This is a genomic window from Gracilibacillus suaedae (assembly GCF_017599345.1).
Classification (GTDB): domain Bacteria; phylum Bacillota; class Bacilli; order Bacillales; family Amphibacillaceae; genus Gracilibacillus; species Gracilibacillus suaedae.
Map to the genome: position 1 here is coordinate 78,503 of NZ_JAGFVL010000064.1, position 16,114 is coordinate 94,616.

Here is a 16,114-nt window from a genome sequence, read left to right on the forward strand (position 1 = left end):
AAAGAGACAAAATAGTCTTTATTATTCGATCTAAAAGTGTTATATTTATTTGTAATAAAAACAATGGATATAGATTGGTTGGGGGAAGCTATGTTATCTAATTTAAATAATGGATCTACCATTTCTGCGGTACATTATATTAAAAATTTAATAGAGGACGGGCATTATAAGGAAAAAGAGAAGTTACCTACTGAGTATGAATTGGCAAAAAGTTTAGGTGTAACTCGTAAAGAAATTCAAGACGCCATTGCCATTCTAGAGGAAGAAAATATCTTGATTCAAAGACCTGGTGTGGGTGTTTTTGTACATACAAAACCGATTCTATCTTCTGGTATTGAGCAACTAGGCAGTGTTACCGAAATGATACAAAAATCAGGCAAAAAGCCTGGTGTACAATATATATCTGCTGAAATTACAGAACCTACTGATGAAGATAAGCGTCGATTTGATCCATTGGAAATTGAAAAATTTGCACAGTTAGAACGAGTACGTACGGCAGATGGTGATCCGGTTGTTTATTGTATAGATAGAATAGATCAACGAATTATGCCATTAGAATTAATTCATAGTCAGGAATCTATATTTCAAGCTTTAAGAACATATGCCAAAAAAGAAATAGATTATGCTGTAGCTTACATTGAACCAATCGGTTATCATGAAAGAATATCGCCCATTTTAAATTGTGAACCAGATCAGGCACTGTTACTATTACGACAAATGCATTATACAAAAGAAAACGAACCTGTCTTATATTCAGCTAACTTTTTTAGAGCGGATGTATTTAGTTTTTACGTTTTAAGAAAAAGATTATAAAGTGAGACTATGATCAGCGAGGGATACCCTCCACTGATCATTAGATTACACTTCAAGCTTAAAGTAACACCAAGAAGCTAAATAGGGAAGGCTTACAGACGTTTAGCACTGTGATAAAGTAGAGAATTCCTTAGAAAAGTAAGATGAGCCATAAAAAAGCTTAAAAATCCGTTTAGACTTAACAAGACGGGTTTTTAAGCTTTTCGTATAGTTCGAAATCCAGTCATCTGGTTTAAAATACTTTGGAGACAACTTCCCCATTTAGCATAATAATTGGATTTTTTTGATAGAATATAGAAGACAACAAAAATAAAATGAAAAGGAGTAGAGTTATGACTGAAACTTTAGAGCAAATCATCCCAAGAGAAGGGTATGATTTACACCTTATACATACAAAGAAGTTTAAAACGATTCATTTGTCATTAAAGTTTACGTCAAATTTAACAAGAGAAAATATTACGAAAAGAGCGTTACTTCCTTATATTTTACAACAAGGCACAAAGAATTATCCTACCGCGATACAACTACGTCAACATCTTGATGAATTATATGGTACCGTATTAGCAGTAGACAGCAGTAAAAAAGGGGAGAATCATATCTTCACGATTCGATTAGAACTGCCAAATGAACAATATATCGCTGGTTCTCAAGATTTATTAGATAAAGGAATTGCTTTTCTTCAAGAAATTATTTATCAACCAAAATTAGTGGATCAGGCATTTGATCCCAAAATTGTTGCTCGTGAAAAAGAAACATTACGTAGCAAGATAGAATCATTAAAAGAAGATAAAATGAGCTTAGCAAATACACGGATGATTGAGGAAATGTGTAAAGAAGAAGCATATCGTTTACGTGTGCATGGTTATGAAGAAGATTTGGATAAGATTACAGCTGAAGACCTTTATTCTTATTATCAGCAAATATTGAGTCAAGATCACCTCGATATTTTTGTCGTTGGTGATATTGAAGGATTAGATGTTGAAGGAAAAATCACAGCACTTGTAGAAGAGCGACAGCAACAACCAATTGAAAAAGCGATGAAAGTAACTAAAGATAGTGAACAAACACTGATAGAAGAAGATGATATCAAGCAAGCTAAATTACATTTTGGTTATCGTACAAATATTACCTTTAATGATGGAGATTATCCAGCATTACATGTTTTTAACGGTTTGTTTGGTGGGTTTCCAAGCTCCAAATTATTTATGAATGTGAGGGAAAAGCATAGCTTAGCTTATTATGCTGCATCCAGAATTGAAAGTCATAAAGGATTAATGTTTGTCTTTAGTGGGATTGCGCCAGAACAATATGAAAAAGCTAAAACGATCATTTTGGAACAAATGGAACAAATGCGTAATGGCGAGTTTAGTGATAATCAACTAAGCGAAACGAAAGAAATGACTGTTAATCAATTAAGGGAAACATTAGATAACCCACAGGGGATGATTGAATTACATTATCAAAGTGTATTGGCAAAATCATCTATTACACCAGATCAATTATTACAAAAGGTAGAAACTGTTACGAAAGAACAAGTAATCAATGTTGCCAATAAAATCAAGCTTGATACGATATATTTGTTGACGAGTAAGGAGGCGGAGCAAAGTGAAGCATAAACATTATCAGCAAATTGAAGAAAATATATATACAGATACACTTTCGAATGGATTACGCGTTTTTATTTTACCGAAGCAAGAAATGGCAAAAACGTTTGCTATCTTTACAACTAATTACGGTTCGATTGATCAAAGCTTTGTTCCATTAAATGAACAGGATGTACAGACAGTTCCTGATGGGATTGCACACTTCTTAGAGCATAAATTATTTGAAAAAGAAGATCGTGACGTATTTCAGGATTTTTCAAAACTGGGTGCTTCCGCAAATGCATTTACTTCTTTTACCAAAACAGCTTATTTATTCTCGGCAACGTCAAAGGTTAAAGAGAGTTTACAAACACTTGTAGATTTTGTCCAGGATCCTTATTTTTCAGAGCAATCTGTTGAAAAAGAGAAAGGGATTATCGCACAAGAAATACGGATGTATGATGACCAACCAGATTGGCGAGCCTTTTTCGGGACGATTAAAAGTCTTTATCACCACCATCCGGTGCAAATCGATATTGCTGGGACAGTGGAATCGATTCATAATATTACAAAAGATGATTTATATACATGCTATCACACCTTTTATCATCCTAATAATATGGTGTTGTGTATTGCTGGAAATGTCGATCCAGAAGAAACAATGGCATTTATAAAGGAAAACCAGGACCAGAAAGACTTTGAAGCGCCTGAACCTATTACAAGGAAATTTCCAGATGAGCCAAAGGAAGTCGCGGAGAAAGAATTAACGATCACCATGCCTGTTTCTGTTCCGAAAGCCTTGGTAGGAATTAAAGAAAGTGTTATTCCGGATAATCCAAAAGCATTTATGGAAAAAGAATGGTTAATGGATATTGTGTTAGATCACCTATTCTCGAAAAGTGGTGTAGCATATGAACGCTTGTATGAAGAAGGGCTAATTGATCAATCATTTAGTAGTGAGTCGCATTTAGAACGAAATTTCGGGTTTAGTATTATAGGTGGAAATACGAAGGATCCAGAAAAATTAGCACAAGGGATAAAACAAGAGTTGTTAAATATTCAATCCACTTCCATGGATTATCAAAGTTTTGAGCGGATAAAACGCAAGAAAATTGGCCAACTATTACGTGCAATGAATTCATTGGAATTTATCGCCAATCAATACACGCATTATCAGTTATTAGGGATTGACTTCTTTGACAGTATCGAGTGGTTGGAAAACCTGACGCATGCAGATATGCAGGATTTCACTCAAAATTGGATTAAGGAAGAACAACTTTCTACTTGTTTTGTCAAAGCAGATGAATAGAGGGTAACAATGGAGAAGAGAACGATCATTACTGGTGCAAGTGGGGAAATTGGGATGGCGATTGCCAACCAATTAGCAAATCAAGGGCATACGCTCCTTTTGCATTATAATCGGAACAAAATAGCATTAGACCAACTACTAGAGCAAATACCGGCAGACCAAATAATCGATGTGGTTCAAGCAGATTTAGCCACTAATGACGGCTTAACTCAATTTATTAAACAAGTACCGCAAGATCTTGATCATCTTATTTATACGAGTGGAAAGGCTTATTTTGGCTTATTTCAAGAGATGGATGAACATGATATGGATGAAATGCTCCAATTACATGTGAAATCTCCTTGGAAAATAACACAGGCATTAATTCCTAATATGGTAAGGGAAAAATTCGGCCGAATCATCTTGATTTCCTCGATATGGGGGGAAATTGGTGCAAGCTGTGAAGTAGCCTATTCCACTGTAAAGGGCGCTCAAAATGCTTTTATCAGAGCTTTAGCAAAAGAGTTAGGCCCAAGTAATGTTTATGTAAATGGGGTTAGTCCTGGTTTTATTGATACCAAAATGAATCAAGCTTTGAGCGCTGAAGAAAAACAGGAGTTGATTCAAGATATTCCATTACAAAGAGCAGGTAAACCAGAGGATGTTGCTGATGCTGTTCAATTTCTTTGCAGTAATCAATCTAAATATATCCAAGGTGAACTCATTCGCGTTAATGGTGCCTGGGGATGATTATTGTTTATCAAGGCGCTAACCCCCTGATAAGTTTAGCAAATGATCAGTAGGGGTCAAAACCCCAACTGATCAAAGCCCCACTTTATCTTCTTGTTGTTAGCATGCATATTTTAATCAAATTATCGAAAGATACTAATGTATGCTGATAAAGGAGGAATGAACATGTCTGTAATTGACAACTTTGAGTCATGGAAGGATTTTTTAGGAGATCGATTGCATGATGCGCAAAATAATGGTATAAGTAATCAAGCAATTTCAGAGCTTGCCTATGATATTGGTAACTATTTATCGACAGAAGTGCAAGCTAAAAACGATCAAGAAAAAATGTTACGTGACTTATGGAATGCAGCAGATGAAAGAGAACAGCATGCCATCGCAAATATTATGGTAAAGCTTGTTCAAAACGAAGGTACGAAATAACGTAGGATGATACCCTATAAAGCATATTATATGTTTTATAGGGTTTTTAACTTCATGGTCTCTTTTTTTAAAATTTCTTTAATTTGTAAGATTTCATGTATATTTTCACTTTTCAATCGTTTTATTTTAAGATATGATTAAGATATGTTGTTTAAAATGAAACATATTGGAGTAAATAAACGTCAACTATTATAGAGTACGTTATCATATACAGTTCGATTAATATAGATTAATGATTGATGGATGGTGTTAAGATGGGAATCGGAGAAAGACTAAAAGAAGAACGTGAAAGTAAAAATATGTCACTAGATGACGTTCAAAATCTTACCAAAATACAAGTAAGATATTTGGATGCGATCGAACAGGAACGATTTAATGTTATGCCTGGGTCTTTTTATGTACGGGCTTTTATTAAGGAATATGCAACCGTACTTGGCTTAAACCCGGATGAATTAATGGAAGAGTACAAAAGCGACTTACCTTTTGAGAAAGAGGAAAGTGTAGCACTCTCTCGTGTGAACAGCAGTAAAAAAAATAAACCAACAACTAGCACACCAAAGATTTTTTCACTTTTACCAAGTGTAATTGTGGTGTTGTTGATCATTGGTATTGTTGTATTAGTTTGGTTATTTAGACAAGGTTATTTTGCCGGAGAGGAAGGAGATCCAACGCCGGCAGATAATGATGATAATGCGGCAGGAGAATCTGTACAATTACCACCATCTCAAGATACGGCCCCAAGTGAAGAAGAGGAAATGGAAGACGGTGAATCCGCAGACGAAGAACAAGTAGAAGAAGATGAGCCAGAAGAGCCAGAGCAGGAAACAGAGATATCCTTGGTTAACTATGAAAATAACGAGTCTTACTATAACTTGACAACAACTGAAGAGAATGTCAATTTAGTGATTACTACTGAAAATAGAAATTGGCTTGAAATAGAAGATGAATCAGGAGAAAGATTTTATTACGATACGTTAACAAATGAAAAAGGTCCATTAGAAATTGATGTTTCTGATACTGAAGAACTGTACTTTACTTTCGGTGAACCACAATATATAAGCATTGAAGTAAATGATGTAAGATTGGAGTTATCAGATAAAATTCCAGCTTCTCAACCACAAAAATTGTGGATTACGATTGAAAAACAATAAACCCTATTTCATAACCCTCTTTTGATTGATAAAGAGGGTTATGTTTTCAGAAGATAAAACAATGTACATAAATTATAAAATACTAAGTAACGCGGGGAGAGCTCGGACATTTGTTCCGTTATTTGTGACAAAAGTGGGGTTTTTAGGCTGTTTGCGGACATCTATTCCGCTATTCATCGAAAATAACGTTAATTTTGGGTGAAAAGACTCGAATAAGGGATTCAATGTCCGCCAACATCGAAAAACGGTTGTGATCTTGTCAAATAGCGCAATAAATGTCCGCTCAATACTAGCTCGCAGTTGTTACCTGTTCCAGATTAGAGATGAGCTAAATCTGGCGGGTTTTGTTTGGTTTTCTTAAAATATGAAGGAGTGTTACGTAATGAATATACCTAATCGAATAACTTTATCGCGCATAATGCTGATACCTTTTTTTATTTTATTATTATCCTATCCATTTGATTGGGGGATATGGAATGTTGCTGATCAGTCCATTCCTGTTGCCCACTTAGTTGCTGTCATTATCTTTGCGATAGCCTCAGCAACAGATTGGCTAGATGGATATTATGCACGAAAGTACCAGTTAGTGACAAATCTCGGAAAATTTCTTGATCCAATGGCAGATAAATTATTAGTCTCTGCCGCGTTTATTTTGTTAGTTGCTTTGGAAATGGCCCCAGCTTGGGTAGTGATTATTATTATTAGTCGTGAATTTGCAGTTACTGGGCTGCGACTTGTTGCAGCAGGAGAAGGAACTGTACTTGCTGCTGGTCAACTTGGCAAATTAAAAACCGTTTTGCAAATAGCTGCGATCATTTTCTTGCTACTGCATAATGTTCCATTTTCTGCACTCGGATTACCAATCGATACTATTTCGTTATATGCCGCTTTAGTCATTACGATTGTTTCAGGAGTAGAGTACTTTGTGAAAAATTGGCATGTAATGGGAGAGTCTAAATAATGACAGAAGTAAAAGCAGAACTTATTTCAGTTGGTACAGAATTATTGCTAGGACAAATTGTTAATACAAATGCAGCCTGGATCTCAGAACAACTAGCGGATAAGGGGATTTCTGTTTATTATCATTCAGCAGTAGGTGATAATTTCAATCGCTTGGCCGACGTTTTTCGAGAAGCTGGAAAAAGATCTAATCTTGTTTTCATAACAGGAGGTTTAGGTCCGACAGAAGATGATCTGACAAGAGAAGCATTTCAACACATATCAGGTTTAGACATCATAGAAGATCAGAGTACATTAGATAAAATGGAAGCTTTTTTTAGTCAAAATAACCGTTCGATGACACCGAATAATCGGAAGCAAGCGCATGTGTTTAAAGGTTCAAAGGTCTTGCATAATTCTGTCGGAATCGCACCAGGGATAATCGTGGACTATAATCAAACACTTTGGGTGTTTATGCCAGGTGTTCCACGAGAAATGAAAGCAATTATGACCGAGGGAGTATTACCCTTTCTAACTGATACGTTAGCTTTAAAAACAGTGATCAGGTCTCGAATGTTACGCTTTATTGGGATTGGTGAGTCACAATTAGAACATAACCTTAGAGATTTAATATCGAGTCAAACTAATCCTACGATTGCTCCTTTAGCATCTGATGGTGAAGTAGCTTTACGACTTACTGCTAAGGCTGAAAACTATCAAGAGGCAGAGCAACTGATAGATCAGATAGAATTAAAGATAAAAGAACAAGTCGGACAATACCTTTATGGTTATGACAATATTGGTATCGAAAAGAGAGTATTTGAATTATTGAAGCAAAAACAGTTAACGATTGCTAGTGCTGAAAGCTTGACGGGAGGAGCGTTTGCCTCTAAAGTAGTGGACCAAGGGGGAGCATCACGAATATTTAATGGTGCAGCTGTTGTATATCAACCTTTCTCCAAAATTTCGGCATTAAAAATGAATGATGAGCTTATTACAGCTTATGGAACCGTTAGTAAAGAGTGTGCGGAAGCTATGGCGTCACAAGTAAAAAAAGTCTATCAGTCAAAAATTGGTATTAGTTTTACTGGAGTAGCGGGACCTGAAGAATTGGAAAATCAGTCTGTGGGCACTGTTTATATTTCTATTTGTGATGAAAGTGATCAGCACTACACGGAAAAATTCCAATTTAATGGTGATCGTCAAGCGATTCGAAATCGGGCAGTCAAAAAAGCATTTGAATTACTTTTCTATTATCTTAAAAAATGAAAATCTTTATTAGAATTAACAGAAAAGCATTTTTTCTATAAAAAGAAAAATGCTTTTCATTGCACGATGTATCCATTATTGTTTTTATTTTTGTGAAAATAACGGGAACATTTATTCGTTTTTTACTTGTGAAACGAGCCAAAAGGTTGTAAGATAGTAGTAGCAATATGAAGGAGGAATTAATGTGAGTGATAGAAAGCAAGCCTTGGACATGGCTTTAAAACAGATTGAAAAACAGTTCGGTAAAGGTTCGATCATGAAGCTTGGTGAACAGGCAGAACAAAAAGTAGCAACCGTTTCGAGTGGCTCCATTGCAGTAGATGTTGCATTAGGTGTAGGGGGCTATCCACGCGGACGTGTAGTTGAAATATATGGACCAGAATCATCTGGTAAAACAACAGTATCTCTTCATGCCATTGCTGAAGCACAACGAGCAGGTGGACAAGCTGCTTTTATTGATGCGGAGCATGCGCTAGACCCGGTATATGCAAGGAAATTAGGTGTTAATGTTGATGAGCTGTTGTTATCTCAACCTGATACGGGTGAACAAGCTTTGGAAATTGCTGAAGCACTTGTACGTAGTGGTGCCGTTGATATTATTGTTATTGACTCTGTAGCTGCCTTAGTACCAAAAGCGGAGATCGAAGGAGAAATGGGTGATGCTCATGTCGGTCTACAAGCACGTTTAATGTCTCAAGCGTTACGTAAATTATCAGGTGCAATCAATAAATCAAAGACAACGGCTATATTTATCAACCAAATCCGTGAAAAAGTCGGTGTAATGTTCGGTAATCCGGAAACAACTCCTGGTGGTAGAGCATTGAAGTTCTATTCTTCTGTGCGATTGGAAGTAAGACGTGCAGAAACATTAAAAGTTGGAAATGACATGGTTGGTAACAAAACACGTATTAAAATCGTAAAAAATAAAGTAGCACCACCATTCAAACAAGCCGAAGTGGATATTATGTATGGTGAGGGTATATCTCGTGAAGGAGAAATACTAGATATCGGATCTGACTTGGATATCGTGCTGAAAAGTGGTGCCTGGTACTCTTATAACGATGAAAGACTTGGCCAAGGGCGTGAAAATGCTAAACAATTCTTAAAAGAAAATCCTGCTGTAGCAGAGGAAATCTATCGCTCTATTCGAACCCACTATGATATAGAGGATGGAAACGCAGAAGAAGAAGAGCTCCAAGAAAGTTTACTAGAGGAATAAGAGAAAAACTCTGCAGTCATTAATAGGCTGCGGAGTTTTTCTTTTAATGGCGTATAGAATCGGTTCAAGGCAGGGAATCCTGAGTTGTTCATTCATCCCTGTAGTGAATGGATAAGATTATAGAATCGGGTAGATATGCCTGATTTCTATTATGTGTGCAAAAACTTTACAATCCTTGACATCCAAGTAATAGAAGATTAAAATTAACATGTATAATTCATATATTATTATACATTTAAATTTCAAAAAATGTATTATTGTACATGCCGACTTAAAAAAATTGTACAAGTTTATAGCAAGAGGAGGTGAAAGTATGGATACTGTAGCGATCATCATCTCCATTTTGCTTACATTTGTCGGTATTGTTGTTGGTTATCTGATTAGAAAGAAAATTGCAGAGAAGAAAATTTCGAGTGCAGAAGAATTAGCAAAACAAATTGTGGAAGAGGGCTATAAAAACGCTGAAGTTGCGAAAAAAGAAGCATTACTAGAAGCGAAGGACGAAAATCATAAAATTCGTCAACAAGCGGATGAAGAGCTTAGAGAGCGTCGAGCAGAAATTCAAAAGCTTGAAAGTCGTCTCATGCAAAAGGAAGAAAACCTCAATCGTAAGGATCAAACTCTAGACAAGCGTGAGTTATTGTTAGAAAAGAAAGAAGGTTCGCTTACAGAAAAACAACAACAAATTGAAGAAATGGAAAGCAAAGTTGGAGCAATGTTAAGCGAGCAACAAGCAGAATTAGAGCGGATATCAGGATATACCACGGATCAAGCAAAACAAATTATTTTACAGCGTGTAGAAAAAGAAGTTACACATGAATCAGCTATGATAATTAAAGAGGCAGAAAATCGTGCGAAAGAAGAAGCAGATAAGAAAGCTAAAGATATCTTATCCTTGGCACTACAACGATGTGCGGCTGATCATGTAGCAGAAACCACTGTTTCCGTTGTCAATCTTCCAAATGATGAGATGAAAGGTCGAATTATTGGGCGCGAAGGGCGCAATATTCGAACTTTAGAAACACTAACAGGTATTGATCTAATAATTGACGATACACCAGAAGCAGTTATTTTATCTGGTTTTGATCCAATTCGTCGAGAAATTGCTCGCATTGCATTAGAGAAATTAGTGCAGGATGGGCGAATTCACCCCGCCAGAATTGAAGAAATGGTGGATAAATCAAGACGTGAAGTCGATGAATATATTCGTGAATATGGAGAACAGACAACTTTTGAAATAGGAGTTCATGGTCTTCATCCTGATTTAGTGAAGATATTAGGACGATTGAAATATCGAACTAGCTATGGACAAAATGTTTTAAAACACTCAACGGAAGTAGCTTATTTATCCGGTCTATTAGCTGCTGAGCTCGGGGAAGATCAAACACTAGCTAGACGTGCCGGTTTATTACATGACATTGGGAAAGCAATTGATCATGAGGTGGAAGGTAGCCACGTAGAAATCGGTAAAGAACTAGCAACGAAATACAAGGAAAATGATGTCGTTATTAATGCAATTGCTTCACACCACGGAGACGAAGAAGCAACATCTGTTATTTCAGTAATCGTTGCTGCAGCAGATGCACTTTCAGCTGCTCGTCCAGGTGCAAGAAGTGAGACATTAGAAAATTACATTAAACGTCTAGAAAAATTAGAAGAAATTTCAGAATCATATGCAGGTGTTGAAAAATCATTTGCAATTCAGGCTGGTAGAGAAATTCGCATCATCGTCAAACCAGACGAAATTGATGATGCAGAATCTACCAAGATCGCAAGAGATATTCGAAAACGAATTGAAGATGAGTTGGATTATCCAGGCCACATAAAAGTAACCGTAATCCGAGAAACTCGTTCAGTAGAATACGCAAAATAGAGAGGCTTTCATAGTCTCTCTATTTTTGTGTTTTATAAGGTGCTAACCGCCTCACTTCAAGCTTCAAGTAACAGAAGGATAAGGTTTAGGAAATAACAGACGCTAACACCCTGATAAGTTTCGCTATTAATTAGTAGGGTCAAGCCACTCTGCTGGTCATAGTCTTACTTTATATTGTTTATTCTTTCCTATACTAATTATAGAATATGTCCCTGAAAGGTTCCGTATCAAACTTTGACTTTTAGAAAATAGTGTGCAAAACTATGGGTACTTAAAATAGAAAGGTAGACGTACATGAAGATTTTATTTATTGGTGACATTGTAGGTTCACCAGGAAGAAATATGGTGCAAGAGTATTTACCAAAATTAAAAGCAAAATATCAACCACATGTAACGATTATTAACGGAGAAAATGCAGCAGCAGGAAAAGGCATTACCGAGAAAATTTATAAAAGTTTACTTGAGTGGGGGGCGCAAGCACTTACAATGGGCAATCATACCTGGGATAAGCGGGAGATTTTCAATTTTATTGATGATGCCACCTACATGGTTCGACCAGGTAATTTACCGCCCGATACACCCGGAAATAAAATTGTCTACATTAAGTCAAATGGACAAGAGATTGCTGTTATCAATTTGCTTGGCAGAACGTTTATGCAACCAGTTGATGACCCGTTTCGTAAAATAGATGAATTGATTAATGAGGCAAAGAAGCGTACTAATATTATTTTTGTTGACTTCCATGCAGAAGCTACGAGTGAAAAGCAAGCTTTTGGATGGTATGCAGATGGTAAAGCAAGTGTAGTTGTTGGTACACATACACATGTGCAAACAGCAGATAATCGCATATTACCAAATGGCACAGGCTATATAACAGATGTTGGAATGACTGGGCCTTATGACGGGATATTGGGAATGGAGAGAGAAGCTGTGATCAAGAAATTCCTTACTGGATTGCCTGTACGTTTTGAAGTGCCGAAATCAGGAAGAGCCCAATTAAGTGGTGTATTAATCGATATCGATAATTCTACGGGAAAGACAGTAAAGATTGATCGCCTGCAAATAAATGATGATCATCCGTTCTTCTCTTAAGCCTTGTCAGTAGCGAAAGATTTGAAATTTCGCCGACTATCCTTCATAATAAAAAGGAATATCTTACAATATCATGAATATAGTAAAAGTGGAATAACAATAGCAATTGAAGGAGGTACCAGGAATGGACATATTAAAAGTTTCAGCAAAATCAAACCCGAATTCTGTAGCAGGCGCACTTGCAAATGTATTACGTGAACGTGGTTCAGCGGAAATCCAAGCGATAGGTGCCGGTGCACTTAATCAGGCAGTGAAAGCAGTTGCGATCGCACGTGGTTTTGTTGCTCCAAGTGGAGTGGATCTCATTTGTATTCCAGCTTTTACTGATATTATGATTGATAATGAAGAGCGTACAGCTATAAAGTTAATTGTCGAGCCAAGGTAATACGGAATATTAGTAACCTGTTTGTTAGTAGACAAACAGGTTTTTAAATGTCTATTTTTAGCAGGGAGTGGAGCACATGATTATCGATTGTCATTGTGATGCATTGTCTAAAATGTGGTCGCATCGTGTCGATTTCAACGATGATTCCATTTTAGACGTGAGTTATCAGAAATGGATGCAAAGTCCAGTAAAAGTGCAGTGCTTTGCTATTTACGTTCCTGAACACACTCCGACAGAATCTAAATTTGCTGTGGCTTTACATATGGTGGATCTTTTTTTTGAGAAAATTATTAAACCGTTTGCTAATATCCACTTTGTTCAAACGAAAGTAGAAATAGAAAGTCTGAAACCGAATGAAAAAGGTGCCATGCTAACTCTAGAAGGACTGGATTGTATTGGGGCTGATCTGTACAAACTAAGAATACTTCTTCAGCTTGGAGTGAAAATGATTGGTATGTCCTGGAATTCTGCAAATTTAGCTGTAGATGGAATAGGAGAACCAAGGGGATGTGGGCTTAGTTCACTGGGGAGAAAAGTTATTGAATTGGCTAATCAACATAAGACATGGGTGGATCTCGCACATATTTCGGAGCAAGGATTTGATGAAGCAGTAGAACTTAGTGATCATTTGATAGTCTCTCATGCAAACAGTCGATCTGTTTGTACACATGCTCGTAATCTAACGGATAAACAAATTCGTAAAATCATTAATCACAGCGGATTAATAGGTATTACTTTCGTCCAATATTTTGTGACAACCAGCCATCGTGCTACAATAGAAGACCTTTTGCGACATATATCCTTTATTTTAAGTGTTGGTGGAGAAAACCACCTCGTATTTGGATCTGATTTCGATGGAACAGACCAATTTGTAGAAAATCTGTCTTCTATCAATCAGTATGGCTCCTTACAAGCTGCGATGAAACAAAAATTTCCTGCGTCCATTGTAGAAAAAATTAGTTATCAGAATTTTATCAACCATTTTCCTGATTAATTGCTAAAATATTAATTAATTCGCTTTGTATTTACACGGTTTTTCCCCTATAATAGATGAAGTAGTTTGTTAAGATTGATTAGGGGTAAGAAAGGAGATAGGTAGCATGAACGAAAAACAACGATTAGAAAGTCAACAAATTAACCAAAAGAGTTCGGCGGACGTAAAATCCGATGCGAACGATAATTTAGATCGTTTAAAAAACATGTCAAGCGATGAGTTAATTTCGAGATATTTCCAAACAACTTATGAACCACCAAACATGCGTAAAGCAAAGAAACGTTTGAAAAAAGATGTAGATATTCATTATGATTTTGACATTCCATTAGAGATGAGAGCGATTGGTAAAGGGAAAAAATTCCTCATCCGAACTTATGGATGTCAAATGAATGAGCATGATACCGAAGTGATGGCTGGTATCCTTACCCAAATGGGGTACACTCCAACGGAAGATACGAATGATGCAGATATCATTTTATTAAATACTTGTGCAATCCGTGAGAATGCAGAGAATAAAGTATTTGGTGAAATTGGTCACTTGAAACCATTAAAAACAGAGAATCCAGATTTAATCTTAGGTGTTTGTGGATGTATGTCCCAAGAAGAATCAGTAGTGAACCGTATCTTGAAAAAACATCCATTTGTTGATTTAATTTTCGGTACACATAATATTCACCGTTTACCACAACTCATTAATGAAGCAATGTTTGGCAAAGAAATGGTTGTCGAAGTATGGTCTAAAGAAGGCGATATTATCGAGAACCTTCCAAAAGCACGTAAAGGTAAAATTAAGGCGTGGGTTAACATTATGTATGGTTGTGATAAGTTCTGTACGTACTGTATCGTGCCATATACTCGTGGTAAAGAGCGTAGTCGTATGCCGGAAGATATTATCCAGGAAGTACGTCACCTTGCCGCTCAAGGATATAAAGAAATTACCTTATTAGGACAAAATGTCAATGCTTACGGAAAAGACTTAGAGTTTGAGTATGGTCTCGGTGATTTGATGGAAGAGATCAGCAAAATTGATATTCCACGTGTGCGTTTTACAACATCACACCCTCGCGACTTCGATGATCGCTTAATTGAAGTACTTGCAAAAGGTGGTAACTTGCTAGATCATATTCACTTACCAGTACAATCAGGTAGCTCAGACATTCTCCGGGTAATGGCGCGTCGTTATACAAGAGAAAGCTACTTAGAATTGGTACGAAAAATTAGAGAAGCCATGCCAAACGCTACATTAACCACTGATATTATTGTTGGTTTCCCTAATGAAACAGACGAACAATTTGAGGAAACGATGACGCTTGTCGAAGAAGTAGGATTTGAAAGTGCCTATACCTTTATTTATTCACCTAGGGAAGGTACACCATCTGCACGTTGGGAAGACAATATTCCGATGGAAGTGAAAAAAGAGCGTCTGCAACGATTGAATGCACTAGTGAACAAGCAATCAGCAGAAGCGATGAAAAAATATCAAGGTGAAACAGTAAAAGTATTGGTAGAAGGCGAAAGTAAAAAAGATCCTGATGTCTTATCTGGGTACACGGAGCGCAATAAATTAGTAAACTTTAAAGGACCAAAATCTGTCATTGGAGAAATTGTTGAAGTGAAGATCACGAACACCAAAACATGGACTCTAGATGGAGAAATGGTTGAATCAGCAGTTGAGGTGAAATAAATGGCAAAATATACGAGAGCAGAAGTGATCGAAGAAGCACATAAATTAGCTAACAAAATGGCTAACATTGAAGAAATCGATCGTTTCAAGCAATTGGAAGCTAAATTAAATGAAAATAATAAAATTCAAAGTTCGATTAAAAAAATCAAAGCCTTACAAAAGCAAGCCGTTAACTTCCAAGCTTATGGTAAGCATGAAGCATTAAAACGTGTGGAAGCAGAAATCGACCGCTTGCAAGAAGAAATTGATGAAATTCCAGTTGTGCAGGAATTTAAGGAATCACAAGTTGTCATTAATGATCTTCTTCAACTTGTAACCAATACTATTGCTAGAGAGATTACAAATGAAGTGATTCGCTCCACAGGTGGAGATGTATTAGCTGGGGAAACAGGGTCTAAAAAAGGACAAAGTCATTGTTAAGAGTCCATAAAAGCATGATCAGCCATTAGCGTTGGTCGTGCTTTTTCTGTATGGGTGAAAGCAGATATCCGATTTTCCTTACACTTACTCGAATGCTAAAATGTCAGAATCAACTAAATTCATAGCAACTATACTCTTGAACAAGTAAAGGAAATAATAGAAAATAAAAAAAGTATTACTTTATCTCTCATTACTATTGTGTAAAATAATGCCATGTATATAAAGGTTGTT

15 protein-coding genes are annotated in these 16,114 nt (G+C 36.5%); all 15 read left to right on the forward strand.

Annotated features, from left to right (window positions below; genetic code table 11):
- The first annotated feature begins 90 nt into the window (after positions 1–90).
- The 15 genes from J5J03_RS21720 to J5J03_RS21790 all read left to right on the forward strand — a co-directional run bounded on the left by J5J03_RS21720 (position 91) and on the right by J5J03_RS21790 (position 15,883).
- Positions 91–813, forward strand: coding sequence for a GntR family transcriptional regulator (locus J5J03_RS21720; RefSeq protein WP_208592601.1), 723 nt, complete (start codon positions 91–93; stop codon positions 811–813).
- 332 nt (positions 814–1,145) lie between these two features.
- Positions 1,146–2,429: an EF-P 5-aminopentanol modification-associated protein YfmF gene (gene yfmF / locus J5J03_RS21725; RefSeq protein ID WP_208592603.1), complete on the forward strand. Its 1,284-nt coding sequence runs from the start codon at positions 1,146–1,148 to the stop codon at positions 2,427–2,429.
- Positions 2,419–3,705, forward strand: coding sequence for an EF-P 5-aminopentanol modification-associated protein YfmH (yfmH, locus tag J5J03_RS21730; protein ID WP_208592605.1), 1,287 nt, complete (start codon positions 2,419–2,421; stop codon positions 3,703–3,705). The genes yfmF and yfmH overlap by 11 nt, the downstream gene beginning before the upstream one ends.
- A 9-nt stretch (positions 3,706–3,714) precedes the next feature.
- Positions 3,715–4,434, forward strand: a complete 720-nt coding sequence (gene ymfI, locus J5J03_RS21735; protein WP_208592607.1) for an elongation factor P 5-aminopentanone reductase — start codon at positions 3,715–3,717, stop codon at positions 4,432–4,434.
- A 165-nt stretch (positions 4,435–4,599) separates the two neighbouring features.
- On the forward strand, positions 4,600–4,857 hold the full coding sequence (locus tag J5J03_RS21740) for a DUF3243 domain-containing protein (protein ID WP_153834241.1): 258 nt from the start codon (positions 4,600–4,602) through the stop codon (positions 4,855–4,857).
- Positions 4,858–5,111: 254 nt separating this feature from the next.
- Positions 5,112–6,008 carry a helix-turn-helix domain-containing protein gene (locus J5J03_RS21745; protein ID WP_208592609.1) on the forward strand — a complete coding sequence of 299 codons (897 nt, stop codon included), beginning with the start codon at positions 5,112–5,114 and terminating at the stop codon, positions 6,006–6,008.
- A 382-nt stretch (positions 6,009–6,390) separates the two neighbouring features.
- A complete protein-coding gene (gene pgsA / locus J5J03_RS21750) occupies positions 6,391–6,969 on the forward strand; it encodes a CDP-diacylglycerol--glycerol-3-phosphate 3-phosphatidyltransferase (RefSeq protein WP_208592611.1) in 579 nt (192 codons plus the stop codon).
- Positions 6,969–8,216: a competence/damage-inducible protein A gene (locus J5J03_RS21755; RefSeq protein WP_208592614.1), complete on the forward strand. Its 1,248-nt coding sequence runs from the start codon at positions 6,969–6,971 to the stop codon at positions 8,214–8,216. Before pgsA ends, J5J03_RS21755 begins: the two co-directional genes overlap by 1 nt.
- A 184-nt stretch (positions 8,217–8,400) precedes the next feature.
- Positions 8,401–9,435 carry a recombinase RecA gene (gene recA, locus J5J03_RS21760; RefSeq protein ID WP_208592616.1) on the forward strand — a complete coding sequence of 345 codons (1,035 nt, stop codon included), beginning with the start codon at positions 8,401–8,403 and terminating at the stop codon, positions 9,433–9,435.
- 313 nt (positions 9,436–9,748) lie between these two features.
- Entirely contained in the window at positions 9,749–11,308 is a 1,560-nt protein-coding gene (rny, locus tag J5J03_RS21765; protein ID WP_208592618.1) for a ribonuclease Y, read from the forward strand.
- 294 nt (positions 11,309–11,602) lie between these two features.
- Positions 11,603–12,400, forward strand: a complete 798-nt coding sequence (locus tag J5J03_RS21770; RefSeq protein WP_208592620.1) for a TIGR00282 family metallophosphoesterase — start codon at positions 11,603–11,605, stop codon at positions 12,398–12,400.
- Between the two features lie 124 nt (positions 12,401–12,524).
- Positions 12,525–12,785, forward strand: coding sequence for a stage V sporulation protein S (locus tag J5J03_RS21775; protein ID WP_003468886.1), 261 nt, complete (start codon positions 12,525–12,527; stop codon positions 12,783–12,785).
- 76 nt (positions 12,786–12,861) lie between these two features.
- On the forward strand, positions 12,862–13,779 hold the full coding sequence (locus tag J5J03_RS21780; RefSeq protein WP_208592622.1) for a dipeptidase: 918 nt from the start codon (positions 12,862–12,864) through the stop codon (positions 13,777–13,779).
- Between the two features lie 106 nt (positions 13,780–13,885).
- Complete coding sequence (miaB, locus tag J5J03_RS21785) at positions 13,886–15,463, forward strand: tRNA (N6-isopentenyl adenosine(37)-C2)-methylthiotransferase MiaB (protein WP_208592624.1); 1,578 nt, start codon at positions 13,886–13,888, stop codon at positions 15,461–15,463.
- Positions 15,464–15,883, forward strand: coding sequence for a RicAFT regulatory complex protein RicA family protein (locus J5J03_RS21790; protein ID WP_208592626.1), 420 nt, complete (start codon positions 15,464–15,466; stop codon positions 15,881–15,883). It abuts the gene before it with no gap.
- Positions 15,884–16,114 lie beyond the last annotated feature (231 nt).